Origin of the sequence: Dendronalium sp. ChiSLP03b (assembly GCF_034531165.2) — a bacterium.
Taxonomy (GTDB): domain Bacteria; phylum Cyanobacteriota; class Cyanobacteriia; order Cyanobacteriales; family Nostocaceae; genus Dendronalium; species Dendronalium minutum.
The window spans coordinates 103,401-125,842 of record NZ_JAVRBR020000050.1 but is presented as its reverse complement, the minus strand read 5'-3'; the positions used below and the strand labels follow the sequence as shown (position 1 = coordinate 125,842).

Annotated in this window: 20 protein-coding genes and 2 pseudogenes; 12 read left to right on the top strand and 10 right to left on the bottom strand. The window is 41.9% G+C overall.

Annotation, left to right across the window (positions count from 1 at the left end):
* Positions 1-238: 238 nt before the first annotated feature.
* Positions 239-1,105 (top strand): carboxylating nicotinate-nucleotide diphosphorylase, encoded by an 867-nt coding sequence (gene nadC, locus RMY31_RS13250; protein ID WP_322657548.1) that lies wholly within the window; start codon positions 239-241, stop codon positions 1,103-1,105.
* A gap of 189 nt (positions 1,106-1,294) precedes the next feature.
* Here nadC and RMY31_RS13245 read toward each other — a convergent pair.
* Both RMY31_RS13245 and RMY31_RS13240 read right to left on the bottom strand, forming a co-directional pair.
* Positions 1,295-1,530, bottom strand: a pseudogene (locus RMY31_RS13245) (SMR family transporter).
* A 134-nt stretch (positions 1,531-1,664) separates the two neighbouring features.
* On the bottom strand, positions 1,665-2,000 hold the full coding sequence (locus RMY31_RS13240) for a hypothetical protein (RefSeq protein ID WP_322657552.1): 336 nt from the start codon (positions 1,998-2,000) through the stop codon (positions 1,665-1,667).
* Between the two features lie 370 nt (positions 2,001-2,370).
* Here RMY31_RS13240 and RMY31_RS13235 point away from each other — a divergent pair.
* A pseudogene (locus RMY31_RS13235) lies at positions 2,371-2,466 on the top strand (IS5/IS1182 family transposase); the annotation flags it as partial.
* 51 nt (positions 2,467-2,517) lie between these two features.
* On the top strand, positions 2,518-2,829 hold the full coding sequence (locus RMY31_RS13230) for a transposase (RefSeq protein ID WP_409877904.1): 312 nt from the start codon (positions 2,518-2,520) through the stop codon (positions 2,827-2,829).
* A 338-nt stretch (positions 2,830-3,167) separates the two neighbouring features.
* On the opposite strand, the gene RMY31_RS13225 is transcribed toward RMY31_RS13230, so the two are convergent.
* The gene (locus RMY31_RS13225; RefSeq protein WP_322657553.1) at positions 3,168-5,696 is read right to left on the bottom strand and encodes a mannose-1-phosphate guanyltransferase; all 2,529 of its coding nucleotides are present in this window, start codon (positions 5,694-5,696) and stop codon (positions 3,168-3,170) included.
* Positions 5,697-6,225: 529 nt separating this feature from the next.
* Between RMY31_RS13225 and RMY31_RS13220 the strand changes: the two genes are divergently transcribed.
* Positions 6,226-6,417, top strand: coding sequence for a hypothetical protein (locus RMY31_RS13220; protein WP_322657554.1), 192 nt, complete (start codon positions 6,226-6,228; stop codon positions 6,415-6,417).
* A gap of 192 nt (positions 6,418-6,609) precedes the next feature.
* Here RMY31_RS13220 and RMY31_RS13215 read toward each other — a convergent pair whose 3' ends face one another.
* The 4 genes from RMY31_RS13215 to RMY31_RS13200 form a co-directional block, all read right to left on the bottom strand.
* Complete coding sequence (locus RMY31_RS13215; RefSeq protein ID WP_322657555.1) at positions 6,610-7,011, bottom strand: hypothetical protein; 402 nt, start codon at positions 7,009-7,011, stop codon at positions 6,610-6,612.
* 365 nt (positions 7,012-7,376) lie between these two features.
* Positions 7,377-7,646 (bottom strand): YciI family protein, encoded by a 270-nt coding sequence (locus tag RMY31_RS13210; protein ID WP_322657556.1) that lies wholly within the window; start codon positions 7,644-7,646, stop codon positions 7,377-7,379.
* 107 nt (positions 7,647-7,753) lie between these two features.
* Positions 7,754-10,189, bottom strand: a complete 2,436-nt coding sequence (gene pheT, locus RMY31_RS13205; protein ID WP_322657557.1) for a phenylalanine--tRNA ligase subunit beta — start codon at positions 10,187-10,189, stop codon at positions 7,754-7,756.
* 457 nt (positions 10,190-10,646) lie between these two features.
* A complete protein-coding gene (locus tag RMY31_RS13200; protein ID WP_322657558.1) occupies positions 10,647-11,003 on the bottom strand; it encodes a hypothetical protein in 357 nt (118 codons plus the stop codon).
* Positions 11,004-11,161: 158 nt separating this feature from the next.
* Here RMY31_RS13200 and RMY31_RS13195 point away from each other — a divergent pair, with 158 nt between their 5' ends.
* A complete protein-coding gene (locus tag RMY31_RS13195) occupies positions 11,162-11,350 on the top strand; it encodes a hypothetical protein (protein WP_322657559.1) in 189 nt (62 codons plus the stop codon).
* Between the two features lie 234 nt (positions 11,351-11,584).
* Positions 11,585-12,217 (top strand): hypothetical protein, encoded by a 633-nt coding sequence (locus RMY31_RS13190; RefSeq protein ID WP_322657560.1) that lies wholly within the window; start codon positions 11,585-11,587, stop codon positions 12,215-12,217.
* A 55-nt stretch (positions 12,218-12,272) separates the two neighbouring features.
* Here RMY31_RS13190 and RMY31_RS13185 read toward each other — a convergent pair whose 3' ends face one another.
* The 3 genes from RMY31_RS13185 to RMY31_RS13175 all read right to left on the bottom strand — a co-directional run bounded on the left by RMY31_RS13185 (position 12,273) and on the right by RMY31_RS13175 (position 14,542).
* Positions 12,273-12,674: a PIN domain-containing protein gene (locus RMY31_RS13185; RefSeq protein ID WP_322657561.1), complete on the bottom strand. Its 402-nt coding sequence runs from the start codon at positions 12,672-12,674 to the stop codon at positions 12,273-12,275.
* Complete coding sequence (locus RMY31_RS13180; RefSeq protein WP_322657562.1) at positions 12,671-12,871, bottom strand: type II toxin-antitoxin system VapB family antitoxin; 201 nt, start codon at positions 12,869-12,871, stop codon at positions 12,671-12,673. The genes RMY31_RS13185 and RMY31_RS13180 overlap by 4 nt, the downstream gene beginning before the upstream one ends.
* 267 nt (positions 12,872-13,138) lie before the next feature.
* Positions 13,139-14,542, bottom strand: coding sequence for a response regulator (locus RMY31_RS13175; RefSeq protein ID WP_322657563.1), 1,404 nt, complete (start codon positions 14,540-14,542; stop codon positions 13,139-13,141).
* A 176-nt stretch (positions 14,543-14,718) separates the two neighbouring features.
* Between RMY31_RS13175 and RMY31_RS13170 the strand changes: the two genes are divergently transcribed.
* The 6 genes from RMY31_RS13170 to lhgO all read left to right on the top strand — a co-directional run bounded on the left by RMY31_RS13170 (position 14,719) and on the right by lhgO (position 22,123).
* On the top strand, positions 14,719-14,964 hold the full coding sequence (locus RMY31_RS13170) for a hypothetical protein (protein ID WP_322657564.1): 246 nt from the start codon (positions 14,719-14,721) through the stop codon (positions 14,962-14,964).
* A 496-nt stretch (positions 14,965-15,460) separates the two neighbouring features.
* Entirely contained in the window at positions 15,461-16,135 is a 675-nt protein-coding gene (locus RMY31_RS13165) for a vWA domain-containing protein (RefSeq protein ID WP_322657565.1), read from the top strand.
* Between the two features lie 48 nt (positions 16,136-16,183).
* Positions 16,184-16,966 carry a PP2C family serine/threonine-protein phosphatase gene (locus RMY31_RS13160; protein WP_322657566.1) on the top strand — a complete coding sequence of 261 codons (783 nt, stop codon included), beginning with the start codon at positions 16,184-16,186 and terminating at the stop codon, positions 16,964-16,966.
* A 152-nt stretch (positions 16,967-17,118) separates the two neighbouring features.
* Complete coding sequence (locus tag RMY31_RS13155; RefSeq protein WP_322657567.1) at positions 17,119-19,326, top strand: tetratricopeptide repeat protein; 2,208 nt, start codon at positions 17,119-17,121, stop codon at positions 19,324-19,326.
* A 614-nt stretch (positions 19,327-19,940) separates the two neighbouring features.
* The gene (gene rfbF, locus RMY31_RS13150) at positions 19,941-20,714 is read left to right on the top strand and encodes a glucose-1-phosphate cytidylyltransferase (RefSeq protein ID WP_322657568.1); all 774 of its coding nucleotides are present in this window, start codon (positions 19,941-19,943) and stop codon (positions 20,712-20,714) included.
* A gap of 194 nt (positions 20,715-20,908) precedes the next feature.
* A complete protein-coding gene (lhgO, locus tag RMY31_RS13145; protein ID WP_322657569.1) occupies positions 20,909-22,123 on the top strand; it encodes an L-2-hydroxyglutarate oxidase in 1,215 nt (404 codons plus the stop codon).
* The last annotated feature ends 319 nt before the right edge of the window (positions 22,124-22,442 follow it).

Here is a 22,442-nt window from a genome sequence, read left to right as displayed (position 1 = left end):
GGCTACTTGTGGTATAATGGCTTTCAAACTATAATATTTTCATGGTTCGGTCGCCTCTCGAGCGCCGCTCTTTCGCGTCCGTCTCTTGGGCACTTATCCAATATAGCTAACCTAACCTTCAGTGTCAACTCTTTTTCCAATAAAATTGGAATTAATTTTGAAGTCGCTTCACATCCATGCACAGCAAAGGTTTTCGGCTATAGTGTTCCTTGATGTTTTACAGAAAACTATAAAAGTAGTGAGTAATTCTGCTGTTTTGCCGCCTTCGTTGGTTTTAGATCCGTTTTTGCATGGCTGGTTGTTGGAGGATATTGGAAGGGGCGATCGCACAACAAATAGTCTACTAGCACCAGATACCACGCTAGGAACTGCCAAGTGGATAGCAAAAGCACCAGGCATAGTTGCTGGCCTACCAGTTGCAGCCAGAGTGTTTCAGCTTTTGAATGAAAAAGTCAGCTTTGTGACTGTTGTCGCTGAAGGTAGAAGGTGTGAGTCAGGACAGGTAGTAGCAGAAATTCAAGGTTCGCTGGATGCCTTGCTGATGGGGGAACGGGTTGCTCTCAACTTAGCCATGCATTTGAGTGGGATTGCAACCTTAACTAGTAAATATGTAGAGCAAATTGCTGATTTATCTGCTAATTTGGTAGATACGCGTAAAACTACGCCAGGACTAAGACTTTTGGAAAAGTACGCGACTGCTTTGGGAGGCGCAATTAATCACCGTATGGGGCTGGATGATGCAGTGATGATTAAGGACAATCATATTGCTGCGGCTGGCGGAATTGAAAAAGCTATTACTCGCATTCGTTCTCAAATTCCTTACCCTCTGACGATAGAGGTAGAAACGGAAAGTTTAGAACAGGTGAAAGAAGCTTTACAGCACAAAGCCGACATTATTATGTTGGATAATATGCCTTTGGATATGATGCGGGAGGCAGTGCAGTTGATTCATCAGCAGGATAGCCGCATAAAAATTGAAGCATCTGGGAATGTGACTTTGGAGACTATTCGTGCTGTCGCACAAACAGGTATCGATTATATTTCGAGTAGTGCCCCGATTACTCAATCAAAGTGGTTGGATTTGAGTATGCGAATTTTACCTTAATTAAGGTGACTGATTATTCCACTGTGTAGCTACCTTTTGAGTTGAAAGTTGAGTTAGGAGTGAAAATTGTCTCCCTTGTCTGGCTTATTCCCCAACTTTCCTGCACTAGTGTGATGAGACAAACCTGAGTCCAACTACGCCTGCCACAAGTAAGCCAGTACAAGCTAAGCGCCCCCAGGAAGCAGGTTCTCAAAACAGAACTATACCTAGCACAGCGGTACCAACGGCACCTATACCAGTCCAAATAGCGTAGCAGTTCCCACTGGCAGTGTGCGGAGTGCCATTGACAAGAAGGCAAGACTTAATATCATACAAGCAACTGTACTAATAGTTGCATCTAACTTAGTAAATCCTTGTGTATACTTAAGACCGATCGCCCATCCAATCTCAAGCAACCCAGCAATTACAAGATAGCCCCATGCCATCTTTTTTTCCCTACAAATTGTAAAATTTGACGCTGTTACTTTGGCTGCCAAAAATTGCACATTTACTCAAGTATACTGATGACTGTCAATAGTCAACCACCAATTATTAACAGGCTTTCAATATTGTGTTGATTTCAAGCATTGTTGGAAAAACTAAGGCTGTTAACTTGGTGTCTTTGATACAGAATTGCAACCAAATTAGTTAGCAAACAAGTGATTGCCAGACACAGCAGGATATAGGTGGGAGCCATTACTACACCCACAATGAACCAAGTATATACATGCAATACCATCACGAAAGCAAAAATGCTAGCCATTCCAGCAGTCTGGCACACTTGAGTTGTTGGACGACCCAGTCCTATTAGGATGATTGTCAACAATGTGGCAAGTAGGATGGCTGGCACAAGAAATGCACATATACTGATGCAATGTGTGCGGGAGAACTCAGCTAAAGTGTTGAAATTGAGCATCAATTTGTTGGGGTAATGTTTAGCTATATAAAATAACAAATTAAATATATTTTTCTTTATCTAAATTAACCTTAGCATATACTTAAAGTAACTAATTTTAAAATGTCACAAAAGTTTAATTAGTTAATTTACTACTTAATACTATTGATAATTAATCTTAAACAATCGAAAGGGTTAAAGTGGGTACTACCCACCTTAGCTAAATGAACCCAACAAAATCAGCGTATCGATGACATATATTACACTATATATCAGCTACGATATTTACTGCGAAAACTGCTACATTTTTGATTTCAAAACCATCAGAATCATCAATTTTAATGGGTAAATCTTCAACATAAGTAACTGTACTAAGTTTTGCACTGGCTGTCGGCGTTTGAACAAAGACTACGAACTCTTGCCTCAAACCTCGGAGATGTTTATCTACCTTGCCATGATTCGTATTATGGTAAGGCGTTTGGCATAAAATCTAACCTCTCATCACTTTTCAAACATCGTCTTAGCTTCTAAAGGAATAGTGACAACAGAAGAAATAGAAAGAATGTTAAAAGACACATCCGAAGCTATCCGTGATTCAAAACCTGCGGAATTAAAAAGGCTTGGAATAGATGAAATAGCTCTATTAAAAGGAAAAGGTAATTACTGTACAGTATCAATAGATTTAGACACATCTAAACTAATTGCCCTGTTAAGCGATCGTCGACAAGAAGTAGTGAAAGAAATCCTGATAGAATGGGGGACTGAGGTTTTTGTTGTTGAGGGTATCAATAACAAACTTAAGTTAATTAAACGCTCGGTTTATGGGTTTAGAAACTTTGAAAACTTCTGAATTAGATGCTTATTAAATTGGCATTTTAATTGTTAGTTTTGCATAACAAGTACTGAAGAACTAAATATTTAGATGTCAGTGTTTTGAACAACATGATTAATGCGATGGTAATTATCCATAGCAATCCGATTTGATGCCTGAATCACTCGTAAGTCAGAGAACGGGGAATGCGTAAGTCCTATTTATGATGAACGTTAGTAGTCAGTGATTATTAGCTTTAAACAACTGACTACTGGTCTTTATGGGTAACGCTTCTTCTCTGCGAGACGCTAACGGCAGTTAATTCAACTTTGGAAACTAAAAAGCAATCCACTGCCTGACAACTGACAACTGACTAATTACACTTCCGCAGGATGCTGTTCTTGTTGTCTTTCTATAAAGACCTGGACGCAAGTGCGGTAGTTTCTGGAAGTTTCATCTGCCCAATCGCGATCGTTACTGTTTGCGTATAAATGTACTAATGGTTCGCTAGCATCTGGTAAAACTAATAGCCAACTGTCATCGTAGGGTTGACAAATTTTCACGCCATCAATTAGTTCTAGGTTTTGGGCTGGGTGAGTTTCGACCAAGTAACGCATCAGCGCCCCCTTAGCTGTCCAAGGGCAGCGGATTGTATGAGTTTTGTGAATTACACGGGGCAATTCTGAGCGGACAGTCGCTAGCGATCGCTCCTGTATAGTCAACATCTCAATCAGCTTGGCAATGCAGAACATGGAATCAAATCCTGGATGCAGTTGCGGGAAAATAAAACCAGTCTCTCCACTACCTCCTAAGACCACATTTGAATTTTTCTGACACGCCTCCATCAAAGCTGTAGGATTAGCTTTGGTGCGAATCACTCTGCCATCGTGGCGGCGGGCGACTTGTTCCACGGCACTGGAAGCATGAACTGGCACTACTACCGTGCCTCTGGGGTTAGAGGTTAAAATCGTGTCTACCATCAAGGCTGTTAAAGTTTCCCCCCGAATCGGGAAGCCTGATTCATCAACTAAAATTAGCTGTTCTCCGTTAGCCGATACCTGAACGCCAAAGTTAGCTTTCAACGCTTCAACCACATGACCCAACTGAGTCAGCAGTCCTTCGCGGTCAGTTACTGACATCGCCGTTTTGTTCACACTGGCATTCAGCACTACCGCATCAGCACCAAAATTATCTAACATTTGCGGCAAAACAGCCCCAGAGACAGCATAAACATAGTCAATTACTACTTTTGCCCGACTGTTGCGGAGAGTTTCGACGTGTAACAGCTTCTCAAAGGCAGTACAGTAACGGTCAATCACTTGGCTTGGGTAAGCCACATCACCAATTTCCTGTATTAGCGCCCGTCGCATATCTTCTTTAAAGTAAGCCCCCTCAATTTTCTTTTCCAGGGCTTTAGTGATATTAATACCTTTAGCATCCATGAATTCAATCAGGATGTAGTCAGGGCGGTCTGGGTGTACCCGTACATGAATACCGCCAGCCACCGACATTGTGGGTATAACTGTGCGGGCGATGGGGATGGCTGTAGCATCAAGGTTTTGAATATCAATACCTACTGACATCAAACCCGCAATGAGCGATCGCGTCACCATGCGAGAGATATTGCGTTGGTCGCGGGAAACCGTTACCTTAGAACCGGGTTTTAAGGTAGAACCATAAGCGGCTCCCAATTTCACGGCAAATTCTGGGGTAATGTCAATATTTGCTAATCCTTGCACGCCACGTTGCCCAAATAAATTCCGTTGGGCAGTGTTACCCCAAATCAAGTTAATGTTTAAGATTGCGCCTGACTCAATCTTTTTACTCGGCCAAACACGTACACTGGGGCTAATTTGAGCTTCTTCTCCCACCGTGGACAGTGAACCGACTACAGATGCTTCTAAAACATGAGCGCGGCGGTCTACACGGGTACCACGGGCAATCACACAGGCGCTCAGATGTGCTTCGTCTCCAACGATCGCCCCATTCCAGACAATCGGACGCTTGAGATTAGCATCAGCGCCAATGGTGACATTATCCCCAATTACGGTTCCACCTTCAATCTGTACCCTTGCGCCAATGCGGCAATTATCACCAATCACTGCTGGGCTTTCAACAGTAGCCGTAGGGTCAATAAAAGTATTTTGACCGACCCACAATCCATTAGAAACTTCTCTATAAGCAAAATCAAGTTTTACCTTACGATCCAAAGCATCATATTGAGCTTCACGATAGGCATCTAAGTGACCGACATCACACCAATAACCTTGAGCAATGTAACCGCACATTGGCTCACCCTTGGCTAATAGTAAGGGAAATAAGTCTTTAGAAAAGTCGGATTCAGTGTTATCTGGGAGATATTCTAAAACTTCTGGTTCGAGAATATAAGTACCAGTGTTGACGGTATCAGAAAAAATTTCACTTGTAGAAGGTTTTTCTAAAAAGCGGCTAATACGTGATTCTTCATCGGTAATTACTACCCCAAATTCAATTGGGTTGGGAACTCTGGTTAAAATCAAAGTAGCTTTTGACTTCTTTTGTTTGTGAAATGCGATCGCTGCGCTCAGGTCAAAATCTGTGATACTATCGCCGCTAATTACTAAAAAAGTTTCATCTAGGAGTTCGGCAATATTTTTCACGCAGCCTGCCGTACCAAGAGGCTGGTCTTCTTCAACAGCGTAAGTCATTTGTACGCCAAAATCGCTGCCATCTTGAAAATAGTCTCGCAAGACATCAGGTAAATAATGCAATGTGGCAATAACTTCTGTGATTTGATGTCTTTTGAGAAGATTGATAATGTGTTCGGCAATTGGTCTATTTAAGATGGGCACCATCGGTTTGGGTAAATCGCAAGTTAACGGGCGAAGCCGCGTTCCCGAACCGCCTGCCATCAGTACTGCACGCATAAATCCTCCTTAGCTATTCACAGCATTTGCTACTTCCAGACCCGCGATCGTATATTGTGTGTTTCTCTGTTTAGTCTCCTACGGATGTTGATATTTGAGGAACTTCCGCAAGAGACATCTGCTAAGAAACAAGCATATTTACTCAACACAATAACTTGTTTGTCCAGAGACAATCTATAAAGGGAACTGTCCATAAGTAAAAATTGTTGCCAATGCTGAAGGTTACTTACGATAGCTCCCAGAAACAATTAGAGACAAAGAGGGAAAAGTAATATGGAGAACAATCTTTTTGCCTTTTATCTTTTAATTTGTCTTTCTTGTGCTTATGTTCTATTTTGGCAATAGGTATTCTCTTGGTTAACTGGTAATTAGCTACGATGCAAGAAGCTATTTTAGACTGGAGTATGAGACTGTATCATCTAGTAACTCAGATGTCCAGGACTGAGTAGCTCAAGCATATATTCTCAGTGTAGGGTAGGAATACTTCACTTAAATTCTGTTCTGTCAGTTGCTAACGGAGTTGATGGCAATGGGTAACTTTCTTGTTTTTGCCTTAATAGTAGTTTATGTAGGTGGTGTTTGGAAGTTTTGGTCTGGGTTTGAGCGGACTAACTTTTCTCGGTCTTTGTCCAATCGCATTGGTTTATCTTTGCTGTGGCCCGCTTTGTTTGTTACAAATCAATCCTATCGTCGCAACTTTAGAAAGGCGTTAAAGGGTTAGAAGTTACTATTAAGTTTAAAGTCATCATATCCTTGCCTAATATTAAGCCTGCTTTGTAGCAGGCTTAATATTATTTAACGTGGCTGAGGAATCTTGCTGCTAGTTATCCTTGGCAGGATTAAGCAAGTTACACATTGAATCCATAATTGATAATTCGTAATAAAAGGTTGATTCCGAACTATCAATTACAAATTATCTTCTTCTGTTGCGAAGGATATGGATGGCTGCACCTCCGACTGCGCCACTGGCACCTTTTTTCAAGGTATTCCTACAACCGCCAGTAAACGTGCCTGCCAATACGTTAGCTCCTGCACCGACTCCAATATCTTGAGCTAAGTTACGGTCTCTGCGATTTCTTCTTAGACCATTAGCACCATTAACAGCAGCACCACTAAGACCACCCCTAATGGCATTGTCGAATGCGGAACCACATCTTGTTACAGCTCCGGTTACTACCCCAGCACCTGCGCCAATGGCCGCATCTTCTAATACTCGGTTGTCAGCAGCCGCAGGCTGAGCGGGGACTAAGGAGACACCTGCTAAACTAGCAGCCATAAGGCTGGGTAAAAATGTGCGTTTTAGTAATTGCTTCATGGTAGCACCTTGTAAAAAAATCCAACGACTAGAGAAAAATCAAAGTTGTTGCAGTTGGGAATCATTATATTTATAGTCTAAACAACAGCAACAGTTTTCTGCATGAGAATATTCTGATGATGACACTAGCAAAACCTCAATTTCATCTGCTAAAAGCCAGAATTTGGCATTTCAGCCTCAAGAAGTTTTACTGATTTAGTAGACGATTATAGAACTGGCACATGTACAGTATTCATCCAATATGAAACTTAGATTATCAAGCTTGAAAGTTTCATTTATTCACTAATAGCGTCAAATAACTGCATCTTTAAAATACATATAAAGATCGATATGTACAGTGCGGAAATCCGACTATTGATGATCATTTAAACAGCCTGAATCCACTCTTTTACAAAATATTCAGTCCAGATGCCATTTTTCCAGTAGGGATCGTTTTCAATCAATTGGCGCACGATCGCTTCGTCTGCGGCTTCGTAAATACCAAACACTTTTGTAACATCTTTGGTGGGGCCAATAGTAATCAGTACACCAGATTCTTTCTGTTTTGCTAATCCGTCTAAATGATCTTGACGGTAAGGGGCACGTTTTTCGAGAACGTCTTCGCAGTAAGTCCCCCACATGATGTATTTAGGCATGGCAATCAATTAAAAATTGAAAATATCAAATATTTTACAGGGAGTAAGGAGCCATTCATTGAAAACTCCTAACTCTTGCACAGACGCGATTAATCGCGTCTCTACTCCTAACTTCTTAAATTAACGCCGAATTTTTCCACTAAGGCTTCGCGGACTTTATTGTGTACTGGTTCGACTTCTGTGTCGGTGAGGGTACGATCGCTTGCTCGATAAATTAAGCGAAATGCTAAACTCCGCTGTCCTTGGGGTACGTTTTCACCGCGGTATTCATCAAACAATTCCACAGATTCTAGTAAGTCTTTGCCAGCTTTGTTAATTGCTTTTTCAAGTTCGGCGACTGTAACTTTTGCAGGTGCGAAAAAGGCGATGTCGCGATCGCTGGCTGGATAGGTGGAATAAGAATGGAATGCCGGGGTAAGCAGTTCATCTTCATCCAGAAAATCCAAAAGCACATCTACATCTAGTTGAAAAACGTAGACTGAATCTGGTAAGCCTTTTTCTCGCCGCAGTTGGGGATGGAGTTGCCCAAAGACACCCAGTTTGTTACCTCTTATCCACAAAGAGGCGGTGCGTCCTGGATGCAAGCGCTCATCCTGGCGATCGGGTTGATATTCTACCTGTAAACCAAGTTGCCGAAATACGCTTTCTAAAATGCCTTTGGCTTCAAACCAAGTCATTGGTTCCTCACGACCGCCTTTTGACCACTTACTAGAGGTAATATCGCCTCCCATAATCCCGGCGATCGCTTCTGCTTCTTGCAAACCGTCTTCTTCTTGCCAGAAAATCCGCCCCATGTCAAAACCGTTCAGCGAACCATTTCCTTGCTCTAGGTTGTACTGAAAAGCATCAATTAATCCAGATATCAAATTGGTTCGTAGCGCCGAATATTCCACAAATAAGGGATTGCTCAAGACTACCTGTCTGTCTTCCCCTGGTTTCACCAAAGAATAGTGAATTAATTCTGTCAAACCTTCTGCTCGTAAGAAAGCACGTAACTGGCGGATCAATTCTTGATCTAAAGGTAAATAGCCAGCTTCTGCCTTGTCTGGCAAGGTATCGCAAAAATTGTCATAACCGTAGAGACGGGCAATTTCTTCAATCAAGTCAATTTCCCGTTCTAAGTCGCGGTAACGATAGGGTGGTACAGAAACATTCCAAGTATCTTCTCCTGAAGAAGTTACCTGACATCCCAGCGCAGTCAAGATTCGCTCAACGTCTTTTGCTGCGAGTTCTCCGGTGTCTTCACCTAAATCGATTGGCCCTAGCACCTGATTAACTCGTTCTAAACGCAAAGCGATGGAACGACTCCAAGTAGATGGATCTGGACGGGTGTCGGCAATTTCTTGCTGGACAATTACTCCTTCGGCTAATTCGCTAATTAGCGATAAAGCGCGACGAGTGGCTACTTCCAATTCAGCACGGTTAACGCCGCGTTCGTATCTGCCAGAAGCCTCGCTTCTTAACCCCACACTGCGAGAAGAACGCCTAATTGCCACAGAGTCAAACAACGCTGCTTCTAAAACTAAACTTTGGCTACCATCATGAACTTCGGTTTCTTCTCCACCCATAACTCCCGCTAGGGCAATGGGTTTGTCGTTAGCAGTAATTAACAAATTTTGAGTTGTCAGAGTGCGAGTTTGCCCATCCAGAGTTTTGAGGGTTTCCCCAGAATTAGCGAAGCGCACGCCGATAGTTAACTTTCCATTACCAGCGACAGATTCTAGGCGGTCTTTGTCAAAAGCGTGTAGTGGTTGTCCCCATTCCAACAAAACATAGTTAGTAATATCTACCACATTACTAATAGGTCTGACTCCAGCCGCCCGCAAGCGCTGTTGCAACCAATCTGGGGATGAGGCAATTTTGACTTGTTCAATGACTGTGCCAATGTAGGCAGGGCAAGCTTGCTTATCAGCAATTTTTAAAGCGAGATTTCCTCCTTCATTGGTAATGGAAACTTCACTAGGTTCGGGAATACTCAATTTACCACCAGTCAAAGCTGCTACTTCCCGTGCTATGCCTACCATACTGAGAGCATCCGCACGATTGGCTGTGGCAGTGACATCTAAAATTACATCATCCAGACCCAACAACGGACGCACATCGCTACCCAATGGTAGATTTTCTTGGGGAAAAATATGAATTCCATCTACATCAGTGGGTAAACCGAGTTCTTTTAAAGAACAAATCATCCCCTGAGATGGGACACCACGCAGTTTTGCAGGTTTAATCTTTAAATCAATGTTGGGTAAATAAGTACCTGTAGTTGCCACTGGCACATAGATATCTGCACGGACATTAGCAGCACCACAGACAATATTTAAAGTCTCCGCTGCACCGATATCCACTTGGCAAACACTCAACTTATCCGCGTTGGGGTGGGGTTGACGCTCAAGCACTCTTCCCACAACAACACCATTTGCCCAAGTGCGACGGTCTTCAATATCTTCTACTTCAAACCCTGCCATTGTCAGGGTTTCGGCTAATTCTTCCGGACTTAGTTTTATCTCTACTAGTTCTCGCAGCCAATTTAGAGAAATACGCATAAACAACCTAAAATCATTACTTGCAGCTTACTAATTTGAAATGCTCGTTTAATGTTCAAAAGAGGATTTTTCAGTGTTTTAGAGTCAATTTGGAGCATATTTATATACTCAATAGCATTCAGTCAACATGCTCAACTAATGCTCATTCTTTATTGTCCCTTCTACTCTTTACCATTCTTTATCTGTTTATCTCAAAATTTACTCCAAGTAGTACTTTAACTCTGAAACAATCCTTATCCTACAAGCATTCCAGTCATTTTTACCTATATGCCAACTATTTTCCCATGCTAGTACATTTCATCATTTCTGTATCAGCACTGGACTACCGATTATTTTGGGCAAGAATTAATTATAATATGTCTCTCTATGCCTCATATTCTCTAAGTTATTAGAGTAATACTCATAATCCATAAAAAAAGGGGATATCCCCTCTTGTACGCTCCACAGTTTTAATTGCCTATTGGGAACTCAGAAAATCTATCACCTGTTCTAGATGATTCTTGGCTTTCCAGATTGCAATCAATTTTTCTTGGTTGTATCTGTCTGGATATCGCTGTATTCTTCTACCCTCAAGTGAGATTTTAATCAGTGCTGATTGTTCATCTGTAGGTGTAGCAATCTCATCTAAGCAAGTTCCTAAATTCTGAACACAAGCAAATGAAGGTGATTTTAACCCTCTTCCTTCTTCTAGTTGTTGTAGTGCTAGCGCTGGAAATGCCATTAGAGATGTAATCCAGCTTGTCTTGTATCCTGGGTTCCCGGTTGGTTTCAGTCCATACCTCAAGCACAAAACTTTTAAATCTTGAAGTGTCATAACTTCAAGTTCAGACCTTGTGAACATAAAATAGAGATTGCCTCTTTTCAAAAGTGGTATCAGTGGTGAACTAGTTTGTCAGACGGGTCTCACCACTGAATAAATACTCTATTCGATTGCTAGCAATCGATTCAATCGATGTTTATGTTTCTACACAAATGCCAAATCCGAGGGGAACACCTGAGAATTTAGAACCGGGAAAGAGAAAAGGTGAGGAACCATTGACCGAACAAGTTAATCTTCGTGTCACCAAAGCTATGAAGGAGGAGATACAGCAAAAAGATGACCCTCCTGAATTTTGTAGACGTGCTATCCAGAAAGCGTTAGATGAGGATAAGCAGAGGTAGTTAAAAAAACTACAGAAATAGGATGACGTAAATCAAGATGCCTAGTGGTGCGATCGCAGCATCAAAACCCCATACCATACAGCAGTTGGTAAATGAAGTATGGGCATCTTTCATATTTCGGAATTGATATAAATCTTTTGTTTCTTAATCCTAATACAGTAAATTCTAGAAAACTTTAAAGAGAAACCTAGCTTATACCTGCATAATTCCTATTATTATGCAATTTTAAATACCATGAAACGAATTCTTCCACTTCTCATCTGGGCATGTTTCACACCCCTAAGCGCATCTGCTCAATGTGCATCACCCATAGAAGATCCCAGCTTTTTATTTCAACCGAGTTCTAAAGTCTCAGGGTATTGGGTAGGCGAGGGCAAAACTGGTATTAACCAAAATCCAAGTAAGAATGTTTGGTTAGGAACTAACCCTCAACGTGCTACTTCGCAAAACGAGAATGTGAGAACTGTGGTTGGATTTCCTCGCATCCTAAACAGGGTTGACGGCAGCTCTGTTGAACCACGAAAATATCCCCAATGGAGCGCAATCCGACAAACGGTTCAGCTTCGCCCGAATACTAACTATACTCTTACAGTCAGTCTAAATACTTCCAGTGAGATTGATAATCGCAATGCAAGTGATATTAGTGATGGGTATTTTGGCGTGCGGAGTGCCGACCAAAAAGTCTATCAGGAGATGAAATTTGATACGTATCTAGTTAGGAATTTATCAAGAAAACTAACACTTCGCTTTCGTACAAATGATGCTACAACATATAACGTATTTGCAGGATTTTGGGCAAAAAGTGCAAAAGAATGGATAAAAATATATGAGTTCCGTATGAGCAGCTCCTGTCCCGATACTGAATAAAGTAATGAGTATTGATCTTAGTCTTTCTTGCTTGAGATAAGATGAAAAATTTGATTTATTGAACTAACTTGATCGGAATATATTGACTAAAGTTCTCAAAATCTTTGTCTATAGTCAGGATTCTGTAATTTCTACGAACGGCTGCGGCACAAATGAGGAAATCAGTGTTTGTACCTGAAATACTATGGTGATGGCAAGTGTTATAAAACTCAGAAGCAAGTTCGTAGTCTTCGACATCTAACTCAAGATTAGGAAATGCGTGAAGATAGTTTTTCAGCATATTGTATTGGTCGATGTGACGAATCCCTGAAAGTATTTCTTGCCGGACAGCACCTAGCAAGGCAACTCGACCATCCGTAATTAAATCTCGAAACAATACAATATGGGAGGAATTCTCAACTTTGGAATTGTTTCTGAGAGCTAAAGACCAAACTGATGTATCAACAATGACTTTCACATTCTTTGGCGCTGTTCCTTAAAGTCATAATTATCATCGTATTCAATCGTGCCGAATAGCTCCATAATTTTTAACTGCTTTCGACGCTGCACATACTCTCGTAGTGCCTCTTCAATAACGGCACGCTTAGTAGTCTGACCGCCAAGTTCTAGGGCTTCTAGAATTAAGTTTTCGACAACTTTTAGATTAGTATCCATGAAAATATTCTCCCATACAATGTGCATGGGGAACGATGTCTCTTGACTCATCGCTCCACGTACGTACCTATGAAATCCTAGAAGTTTCCTATATAAAGAAATAATTGACGTTACTTATTACCTTTAAAAAAGCTATATCTCTCCAAGTTTGTGCAGGCGAACTACCCTGCGGTAAGCCGCAAAGCGTCTACGTTTGTATAGCCGCGATTTCCAATCGTCATAGCAAAGCAAGATAATAGTTTAGTTATGTATTAAACAAAAGTTTCATCAAGTCAAATGCATAAAGACAATCTTTAATAATTCCGCTCGCGTAAAAGGTTTAGTTAAATAACCAGATGCTCCGACTAATCTTGCTTTCACCTTGTCTACAATTCCTTTATAACCAGTGACAAAAATAATAGGAGTATTTTGAAACATTGAGTTATTTCGTATAAGGCGACATAACTCATAGCCATCAATGCCTGCCATGTTAAGATCCAGTAAAATTAAATCTGGTTTATGTCTAATAATTGACATCACAGCTTTTAACGGGTCATCAATAGCAACCACAGAAAAACTTTCACTCTCTAAGAAACGACTAATTTCTTTAAGAATTGTGGGGCTATCATCGACAGAAACAATTTTATAGACCTGTTTGGCGGGTACGGTAGCAGCCGTTACTCTTTCAGGAAGAAGATTTATGTTATTTGATATTGTTAATTCCTGAATATTGTCTCTTGGAGGAGTAGAAATCTGTGCTAACTCCCGTACAGTGGCTATATGTTCTATAGGAATGTTGGCAAAAGTTTGAGCAACATTGTTACTTACTTCTACCACTACTGTGTCAACTAATTCTCTATCAAGTAATGCTGTTGTATATCTAGGAGATAATAACAAGTCTGCCAAATTCTTTGGTAATTTATCAAAGGGTGGATCTGGTTCGTGCAATATAATCCCGCCTTTGATAATGTAAGGGTATAAATTTTTAGCCAGTTGTATTTCATCTTGATTCATAATGACAGCAAGATGACGCAGGCTGAAACCTTTCATCCAACTAGTTAAATTTGGCTGGATATCTGGAAAATGTTTGCTGTGCATCTCACTACTAATCAACAGGTATGGACGCTGATAGGGAGAAGAAATGTGGGGCGATAAAGACTGCCAATGCTGTATTTGCATTTGACAGCGGTCTATGAGTTTTTCTACATCTAGCCTGCAAATTTTTGGTACTGTCTGCTGTGAATTGCTTAATGAAAAGGTGCCTGTTTTGATTAACAGAAATGATTCCATCACTTCTTTAACCAATTCCTGAATCAGGGCTGTAGCTTGTGTAGTGTCTAAATATCCTTCATTAATCAGCCAGTGAATAGCTTGATATTCAGAAGGCTGACTCATTTCATTAGTACGGTCTTCTGTCAACTGATGTGAGTCAGTTTCAAACACCAAACGCAGTTGGACACGAGTTTCACTGGTAAGTCTAGGAATTTTATCGCTAAGGCGACGCAGATGGCGTTCAAGTCGATCGAAAGGTTCTACCGAATGGGTGGCATAGGTTATTGTCCCTTGCTCTAAGTAAATAGACCAAGTAACTAAGTTACTCAAAGCTTGCAAACAAGTAGTTTCAGAACAACTAGATAACTGTCTTAACAAACTCTGGGGACGTAGTACCGTGAATGTACCAAAATTATTCATGTTTTGGAGTTGTTTTGAGAAAAATTACAGGAGATAGGTATGAACATGCGGTATTTTATTAGTTGTAATTTTTATATAGAAAAAAAATATTCTGATTTTGAAGAATATGTACATATATTAAAAGCTATGACAATTACAGCCAAAGTAGCCATCATGAACTGCGTACACGAGAACAAATGAAAGTCTACCTGACTGACTCATTGACTTTATCCTTAGCAATGTCGTTTGACGGCATTTGCTACAAAGGCAGTCCGTTCGGTCGCCAGACTTGTAGACGCGCTCTAAGTGGCTACTTTACTCTTCTTTTAAGGTCGCCGTTGGGCGTAACTTGCTTCCTCGCAGGGGCACGAGAACAGCTTTGCCGAATGAATTTTCCGTTCGCGTTAGCGTCTCTGTTAGGAGAAGCAGTACCCGCAGGGTAGGAACCACCGTTAAAGCAACTGGCGTTTATTAGTCCCTATTTTCAAGCTAATTAGTTGTATGTAGCGCGATCGCTGTAGACAGATATCTTTTTTCGGCTAAAGTTCTTAAGGGAAGACGCTGAGAGTTTTCATGGTGATGAGGTTAATTTGGATCGATTTGTTTTATACAAAAAATAAATTCTCTACATAAAATCTTTAAGATTTTGCTTACGTAAATCTGCCTATTATTGATTTATGTTCTGTGTTTTCTCTATATATAGGTTAGTAAATTTACTCATTTAAGTAATATTAACCCTTGATAAATTATCTTACGGCTAGACTATGCTCAAAAATTTCTTAAATATTGTAAAAAATTCGCTAAGAAAAACAACATTAATAAAGATTCCAACAGCTACGACCAAACATCTACCTTTAGGCTCGTAGGCTCCGGAAACTAAACTATATACTTTGAAAAAAGGAAAATAAAGCTTTGGACTATAACATAACACAAAAAGTTATGCATGATACCTTAAGACTTGATGAAGTAGTAGAGTTTGCTGAAAACCCAGAACCACGTTGTCCTTGTGTGCTATTGCTAGACACATCCGGTTCGATGCAAGGAGATGCCATAGAGGCTTTGAATCAAGGGTTGTTGACCTTAAAGGATGAATTAGTGAAAAATTCCTTGGCATCCAGACGGGTAGAGGTAGCGATCGTCACGTTTGATAGTCATGTGAATGTAGTGCAAGACTTCGTGACTGCCGATCAATTCAATCCTCCAATCCTGACAGCGCAGGGATTAACGACTATGGGTATGGGGATTCATAAAGCTTTAGACATGATTCAAGAGCGCAAATCCCTGTATCGTGCCAACGGCATTGCTTACTATCGTCCTTGGGTATTCATGATTACTGATGGAGAGCCGCAGGGTGAACTAGAGCATGTAGTAGAACAAGCGTCACAGCGCTTGCAAGGAGATGAGGCGAATAAACGCGTAGCTTTTTTCTCCGTGGGTGTGGAAAATGCTAATATGGGTCGCTTAAATCAAATAGCTGTGCGTACGCCTCTAAAGCTCAAAGGACTGAACTTTATTGAGATGTTTGTCTGGTTATCGGCTAGTATGTCAGCGGTTTCGCATTCCCAAGTAGACGAACAGGTAGCACTACCACCTATTGGCTGGGGGTCTATTTAAATGCGATCGCGGCCTCATACTCACACAGCTAGCTGTTGGAACATATCTATGAACACATCAAAACAGATTTCTCATTGGCGGGTAGTCGCCGCATCTGTCTGTGGTACAAGCCACATCAAAAACAAGCAGCTGTGTCAAGATGCCCATCACTGGCAGGTATTGCCGGGTAATGTGTTAGTGGCCGCCGCAGCCGATGGTGCAGGTTCCGCCAGCCAGGGAAAAGTGGGAGCAATGGTGGCTGTGGAAGCAGCAATAGAAAACTTATCAATTCAAGAAATCACTAGAGACTCCCTCAGCGATGATGCGATTGTGCAATCGCTGTTACATGAGGCCCTACTAGCAGCCAGAAAAGCGGTGGAAGATGAGGCGGCGGCTTGCAGGAAACAGCCTCAAGACTTAGCAACTACCTTAATTATTGCGATCGCGACACCAGACATGGCAGCAGCGGCACAGATTGGTGATGGGTTGGCAGTCGTAAAGGATCGTAAGGGTAACTTAGTGGCGCTGACCGTACCTAACAATGGCGAATACATCAACGAAACGACTTTTTTGACTTCACTGGATGCCATAGATACAGCTCAAATGAGATTGTGGCGCGAAGCAATAGTCAATGTTGCTGCTCTGACTGACGGTCTACAAATGCTGGCTTTGAATATGGTTGTTGGCGAACCTCACAAACCGTTCTTTTTTCCTTTATTCGACTTTGTCGAGAATACCGAAGATAGGACACTCGCAAAAGAGCAGTTGGTGAAGTTTTTAAATTCCGAGCGGATTACGCAACGTACCGATGACGATTTGACGCTCATTATTGCTGCCTTCAACAACACATAAACCTTTAGGAGTGATAATTACTGAGTGCTGAGTGCTGAGTAACAATAGCTCCTCTGATGCCACCGATTCCGAATCCTCATACCACTCAGCAATCTTTTGAGGATTCTGTAAATCTAGTCTTTTAAATAACTCCCGTTAAGTGTAATTCTATCATGCAGGTACTTCGTTGTCTTCCTAAAGAAATTATCAATCTCAGCGTCAGTCTAGGGCGTGGCGGTGAAGCTTGTATCTATGCTGTGCCGTCTGATGGTGACTTAGTAGCCAAGGTTTATCACAAACCAACAGTTGCTCATGCTTACAAACTCCAGGCGATGCTGGCTAACCCACCAGAAAATCCGACAGCTAGCTTAGGACATATTTCCATCGCTTGGCCACAGGATTTATTACTAGCAGCAGATATCAACGACACCTCTGGCGATGACAAAATCAAGGGCGAACGCATCATCGGCTTTTTAATGCCACGGATTCGGGGAATGCGTCCGATCATCGACTTTTACAACCCCAGAACCCGTCGTCAACACTGTCCTTTATTCAATTATCAGTACCTACTCCGGACTGCGCGTAATTTAGCAGCAGCATTTGCAGCTTTGCACAACAGTGGATATTGCGTTGGCGATGTGAATGAGTCCAATATCCTCGTCAGCGACACAGCATTAGTCACCTTGGTAGACACAGACTCCTTCCAAGTACGCGAGCCAGACAATAATGTTGTTTATCGCTGCCCAGTAGGTAAACCAGAGTTTACCCCACCAGAACTACAGAATAAGATTTTTGCTCAACACGATCGCGAAGTCACCCATGACTTATTTGGCTTGGCAGTGTTGATATTCCAATTGTTAATGGAAGGCACCCACCCCTTCTCTGGCATATTTCAAGGTAATTCTGAACCACCGCCCTACGAAGCGCGCATTGCTGGCGGACATTTCACTTATAGTCAAAAGCGGCAAGTCCCTTACCTGCCTACACCCATTGCACCCGCTTGGGAAATTCTGCATCCCAAATTACAAGAACTGTTTGTACGTTGTTTTGAGGAAGGTCACAACGATCCACAATTACGCCCCAGTGCCCAAAATTGGCTATCGGCAGTAGCTGAAGCCGAAGATAGCCTAATTACCTGCATCACCAATCCCCAGCATCGCTATAACAACCACCTGCACGGCTGTCCTTGGTGCGAACGCGCTTTGCGATTAGGCGGACGCGATCCGTTCCCATCACATCGAGCAATAGAAAATAGAGAACATCTCAAGCCGAGAATTCAACCAAAGCGGCGTTACACCCAAGTTCCTGGTTTACCACAGCCAGTAACACCATTACACCAATTTAATTATTGGCAGCAAGCAAACACCGCTACCTATTCTCCACGCAAACGTTCCCGGAAGGCGAAGTTTTATCCAGTGGTTTTTGGCTTGCTGGGTTTTGGGATGTTGGGATATCTGGACGTAATGATTAAATTTACGCGTCCGTTTGTTTCCCAAAATGCATACACTCAACAATCGTTGATGACTCGTTCCAAAACTAACAATCCCAATGCCAACTTCGCTGATTACTACAAGCAGGGTCATGCTGCTTACCAAACACGAGACTACGAGCAAGCGGTTGAAAATTTTAGCCAGGCCATAAAACAGCAACCTACATATGCCAAAGCTTTTGTGAACCGAGGCAATGCTCGCTACAATCTCAAAGACTATGAAGGTGCGCTTGTAGACTATAACCAAGCTGTGCAAATTAATCCTAATGAAGTCAAAGGTTTTGTAAATCGAGCCAATGCTCGCTACATGCTTGCTGAGTATAGTAACGATCCCGATCGCGAGTACAGACAAGCGATCGCCGATTACAATCATGCCCTAGAGCTTAACGATAAAGAAGTCGAAGCTTATTTGAGAAGGGGTGTTGTTCGTTCGCAAATGGCTAAATACAGTGGCACAGCTATAGAAGATTTCAAACGAGCAATTGCGGATTTGACAAGGGCGATCGCACTCAATCCATCTAAAGGAGAAGCTTATTTTCAGCGTGCTTCTGTGCGCTATCAAATGGCACAATATAGTGGTGATTACAGTCAAGAATATCAAAAAGCACTTTCTGACTTTGACCAAGCGTTACTGATTAATGACAAACTACCGAAAGTTTATCTCAAACGAGGTATGCTACGGTATGAAATTGCCCAATATATTAGTAGCAAATCAGACCAAAATCATCAGCAAGCCATTCAAGATTTAAACACAGCTGCTAAACTTTCCCTAGAACAAGAAGATACAGAAAATTACCAACAAGCACTTAGCAGTCTTTGTGTCATAGAAGAAGATAAATGTAATAATTTATTCCAAGGTTCTAGTATGTGGAATAATATCAAATCACACTAGATGGCTGGGGACTGGGGAACTCGGGACCCCCTCTGGGGATTAGGGGCAATGGGGATTTATTTCATCTCCTTCATCTCCCCCTACCTCCCCGAAGTTTGCTTGGAGGGAAACCCTCCGACGCTCGTGACGCTCGTTCGCGTAGCGTCTCCCCTTGGGAGAAGACTCGCGCTTCGCTACACTATGGCAACTTCTCTTCCTGCTCCCCTTGTCTTTGGTAGACCTCCCTACGAATTCGCCAATAATATCATTTATTTGTTGGAGTTACTCTACTTGAAAGTTAGTAATTTTTGCCACAATTTATTACTAGTATTATTGGGCTAGTAATTGTAAAAAAACCTTGCATAATAGGGTTAGCTTTCGCTAACCCTAATTATTTTTTAGGTATTATTTTGATTTATTTAAATTATGCAATTTTTGCTTTTTAGATATTCATAAATATTTTACACATAAAAGATTTTTATTTACCTGCTCTTTACATTCTTGTGATGAATTTTCGTTAGATTATGTACGGAGAAAAATACATTTGAAGAAAAAATTTTCTCCCTACCACGTGCATCTTCCTCATATCGAGAAATTCAAATAATAATCTCCCTGCAAATCTCCGAGGTAATTGCATGAAAGCGGTGATTTTGGCTGGAGGGCTTGGTACGCGCCTCAGTGAAGAAACCAGTATCAGACCCAAGCCGATGGTAGAAATTGGTGGTAAGCCAATTCTCTGGCACATAATGAAAACTTACTCTGCCCACGGTATTAATGACTTCATCATCTGTTGCGGCTATAAAGGTTACATCATTAAAGAGTATTTTGCTAACTACTTTTTACACATGTCAGATGTTACATTTGACATGCGTTTTAATCAGATGAATGTGCATTCTGGGTATGCCGAACCTTGGCGTGTCACCTTAGTAAATACAGGCGACCACACAATGACAGGCGGACGCTTAAAGCGAGTTTGCGAGCATCTTGGCAATGATACTTTTTGCTTCACCTATGGAGATGGTGTGAGCGATATAAATATCACAGAGCTAATTAACTTTCATAAAGAACAAAGGAGCTTGGCGACTCTCACAGCCGTTCAACCAGCAGGACGGTTTGGCGCGATTTCCCTAGGACAAGAGCAAACTAAAATCAATAGCTTTCGGGAAAAACCTGAAGGTGATGGAGCTTGGATTAACGGCGGTTATTTTGTGCTAGAACCGGAAGTACTCAACTTAATTGCTGATGACTCCACCGTTTGGGAGAAAGAACCATTAGAAAAGCTAGCTGATATGGAACAGCTATCTGCTTTCAAGCATAATGGTTTTTGGCAACCAATGGATACTTTACGAGATAAAAACTATCTAGAAGACCTGTGGAAGAGCGGTGAGGCTCCTTGGCAGGTGTGGTAATAAGTTATGAGTTATAAAAGTGGTAAGTAATGAGTTATAACTTGAATTTAACTACTAACTGTACAGACGCGTAGACGCTCGTAAGAGCGGCTTCTCGTAAGAGTATAATCGCTTCTCTTAAATATTGTACAGACGCGATTAATCGCGTCTCTACTCCTAACTTTTTTGTCGTCGTTTCGAGTGCAATAATACCAATGTATGATTTTGCTATTGTCGGTGGGGGAATAGTTGGCCTGTCTACAGGGATGGCTTTAGGCAAACGCTATCCCAATGCCAAAATTTTAGTACTAGAAAAAGAGAGCAACTGGGCATTTCACCAAACCGGCAATAATAGTGGAGTGATTCACTCTGGCATTTACTATAAGCCAGGCAGTTTCAAAGCTAAATTCTGTCGTGACGGTAGTCGCTCAATGGTAGAGTTCTGCCAAGAGTATGGCATTGAACACGAAGTCTGCGGTAAGGTAATTGTTGCAACAGAGGAACAAGAACTACCGCGCCTAGAAAACCTCTACAAACGTGGCTTAGAAAATGGCATAGAAGTCCAGAAAATTAGCCCAGAAGAAGTTAAAGAAATTGAACCTCATGTGAGTTGCGTAGGTGGAATTAAAGTATTTTCGACTGGTATTGTTAATTACAAACAAGTTTGTTTAAAATACGCTGAGTTAATTCAAAAGCAGGGGGGAGATTTACGTCTGAATACAAAAGTCCTGAAAATCTCCCCCAGTGGTAAAAATCAGGTACTGGAAACCAACAACAGCAGCTTTGAAACACGATTTGTCATCAATTGTGCCGGATTGCACAGCGATCGCGTTGCTAAGTTAGGTGGGGTCGAACCCGGTGCGAAAATCGTACCCTTCCGGGGAGAATATTACGAACTCACCCCAGAAAAACGTTATCTAGTCAAAACTCTCATTTATCCGGTTCCCAATCCCGATTTTCCTTTCTTGGGTGTCCACTTTACCCGCATGATAGATGGTAGCGTCCATGCCGGGCCGAATGCAGTTCTTAGCCTCAAACGCGAAGGTTACAAAAAAACCGACTTTAACTTGGGCGATTTTGCTGAAGTCATTACCTACCCTGGTTTTTGGAAATTGGCAGCCAAACACGCCCCTGAAGGCATTCAAGAAATCATTCGTTCCTTTAGTAAAGCAGCCTTCACGAGAAGTTTGCAACAACTAATTCCCGAAGTCCAAGCAGAGGATTTAGTCCCCACCCATGCAGGAGTCCGCGCCCAAGCATTGATGAACGATGGTTCTCTGGTGGACGACTTTTTAATCGTTCCCGGTGAAAATTCCATCCATGTTTGCAATGCGCCTTCCCCAGCTGCCACTTCTTCTTTGGAGATTGGCAAAGCGATCGTCGCACAAATTCCTCAACAATCGCATCTTGAGGCTGTAGTAACTGCATAGATAGGAGGGCAGGGGACGCGGTGAGGAAGTCGGAGTCTTGGATGCCACTTCCTCCACTTGGGGAAACCCCAAGACCGCGCTGCCTCCCCGTTGTAGCAACTGTCCTCCTCGTAACTCTTTCCCTGCTTTGGTCAAGTAGAGTCTCGACACATTAAACTGCTGCTGTCGCCCAATCAGTAAGCTTGCAAAAAGTTTCAGTCACTACGCATATGACTCAATCCTCACTAGTGCAAGGATGTCTCTCGTTGAGATGCGTCATAGTTCGTTGCGGCGTTCATGAAGGGCCTTACTGTATTGACTTATAAGGTAGCAGTAATCT

What these genes read in the sequence shown, in the direction of transcription:
- RMY31_RS13240 (WP_322657552.1), bottom strand. Translation starts at nt 2,000, where the DNA reads ATGCTCAATTTCAACACTTTAGCTGAGTTCTCCCGCACACATTGCATC.
- RMY31_RS13225 (WP_322657553.1), bottom strand. Translation starts at nt 5,696, where the DNA reads ATGCGTGCAGTACTGATGGCAGGCGGTTCGGGAACGCGGCTTCGCCCG.
- RMY31_RS13220 (WP_322657554.1), top strand. Translation starts at nt 6,226, where the DNA reads ATGGGTAACTTTCTTGTTTTTGCCTTAATAGTAGTTTATGTAGGTGGT.
- RMY31_RS13215 (WP_322657555.1), bottom strand. Translation starts at nt 7,011, where the DNA reads ATGAAGCAATTACTAAAACGCACATTTTTACCCAGCCTTATGGCTGCT.
- RMY31_RS13210 (WP_322657556.1), bottom strand. Translation starts at nt 7,646, where the DNA reads ATGCCTAAATACATCATGTGGGGGACTTACTGCGAAGACGTTCTCGAA.
- pheT (WP_322657557.1), bottom strand. Translation starts at nt 10,189, where the DNA reads ATGCGTATTTCTCTAAATTGGCTGCGAGAACTAGTAGAGATAAAACTA.
- RMY31_RS13200 (WP_322657558.1), bottom strand. Translation starts at nt 11,003, where the DNA reads ATGACACTTCAAGATTTAAAAGTTTTGTGCTTGAGGTATGGACTGAAA.
- RMY31_RS13195 (WP_322657559.1), top strand. Translation starts at nt 11,162, where the DNA reads ATGCCAAATCCGAGGGGAACACCTGAGAATTTAGAACCGGGAAAGAGA.
- RMY31_RS13190 (WP_322657560.1), top strand. Translation starts at nt 11,585, where the DNA reads ATGAAACGAATTCTTCCACTTCTCATCTGGGCATGTTTCACACCCCTA.
- RMY31_RS13180 (WP_322657562.1), bottom strand. Translation starts at nt 12,871, where the DNA reads ATGGATACTAATCTAAAAGTTGTCGAAAACTTAATTCTAGAAGCCCTA.
- RMY31_RS13175 (WP_322657563.1), bottom strand. Translation starts at nt 14,542, where the DNA reads ATGAATAATTTTGGTACATTCACGGTACTACGTCCCCAGAGTTTGTTA.
- RMY31_RS13170 (WP_322657564.1), top strand. Translation starts at nt 14,719, where the DNA reads ATGAAAGTCTACCTGACTGACTCATTGACTTTATCCTTAGCAATGTCG.
- RMY31_RS13165 (WP_322657565.1), top strand. Translation starts at nt 15,461, where the DNA reads ATGCATGATACCTTAAGACTTGATGAAGTAGTAGAGTTTGCTGAAAAC.
- RMY31_RS13160 (WP_322657566.1), top strand. Translation starts at nt 16,184, where the DNA reads ATGAACACATCAAAACAGATTTCTCATTGGCGGGTAGTCGCCGCATCT.
- RMY31_RS13155 (WP_322657567.1), top strand. Translation starts at nt 17,119, where the DNA reads ATGCAGGTACTTCGTTGTCTTCCTAAAGAAATTATCAATCTCAGCGTC.
- rfbF (WP_322657568.1), top strand. Translation starts at nt 19,941, where the DNA reads ATGAAAGCGGTGATTTTGGCTGGAGGGCTTGGTACGCGCCTCAGTGAA.
- lhgO (WP_322657569.1), top strand. Translation starts at nt 20,909, where the DNA reads ATGTATGATTTTGCTATTGTCGGTGGGGGAATAGTTGGCCTGTCTACA.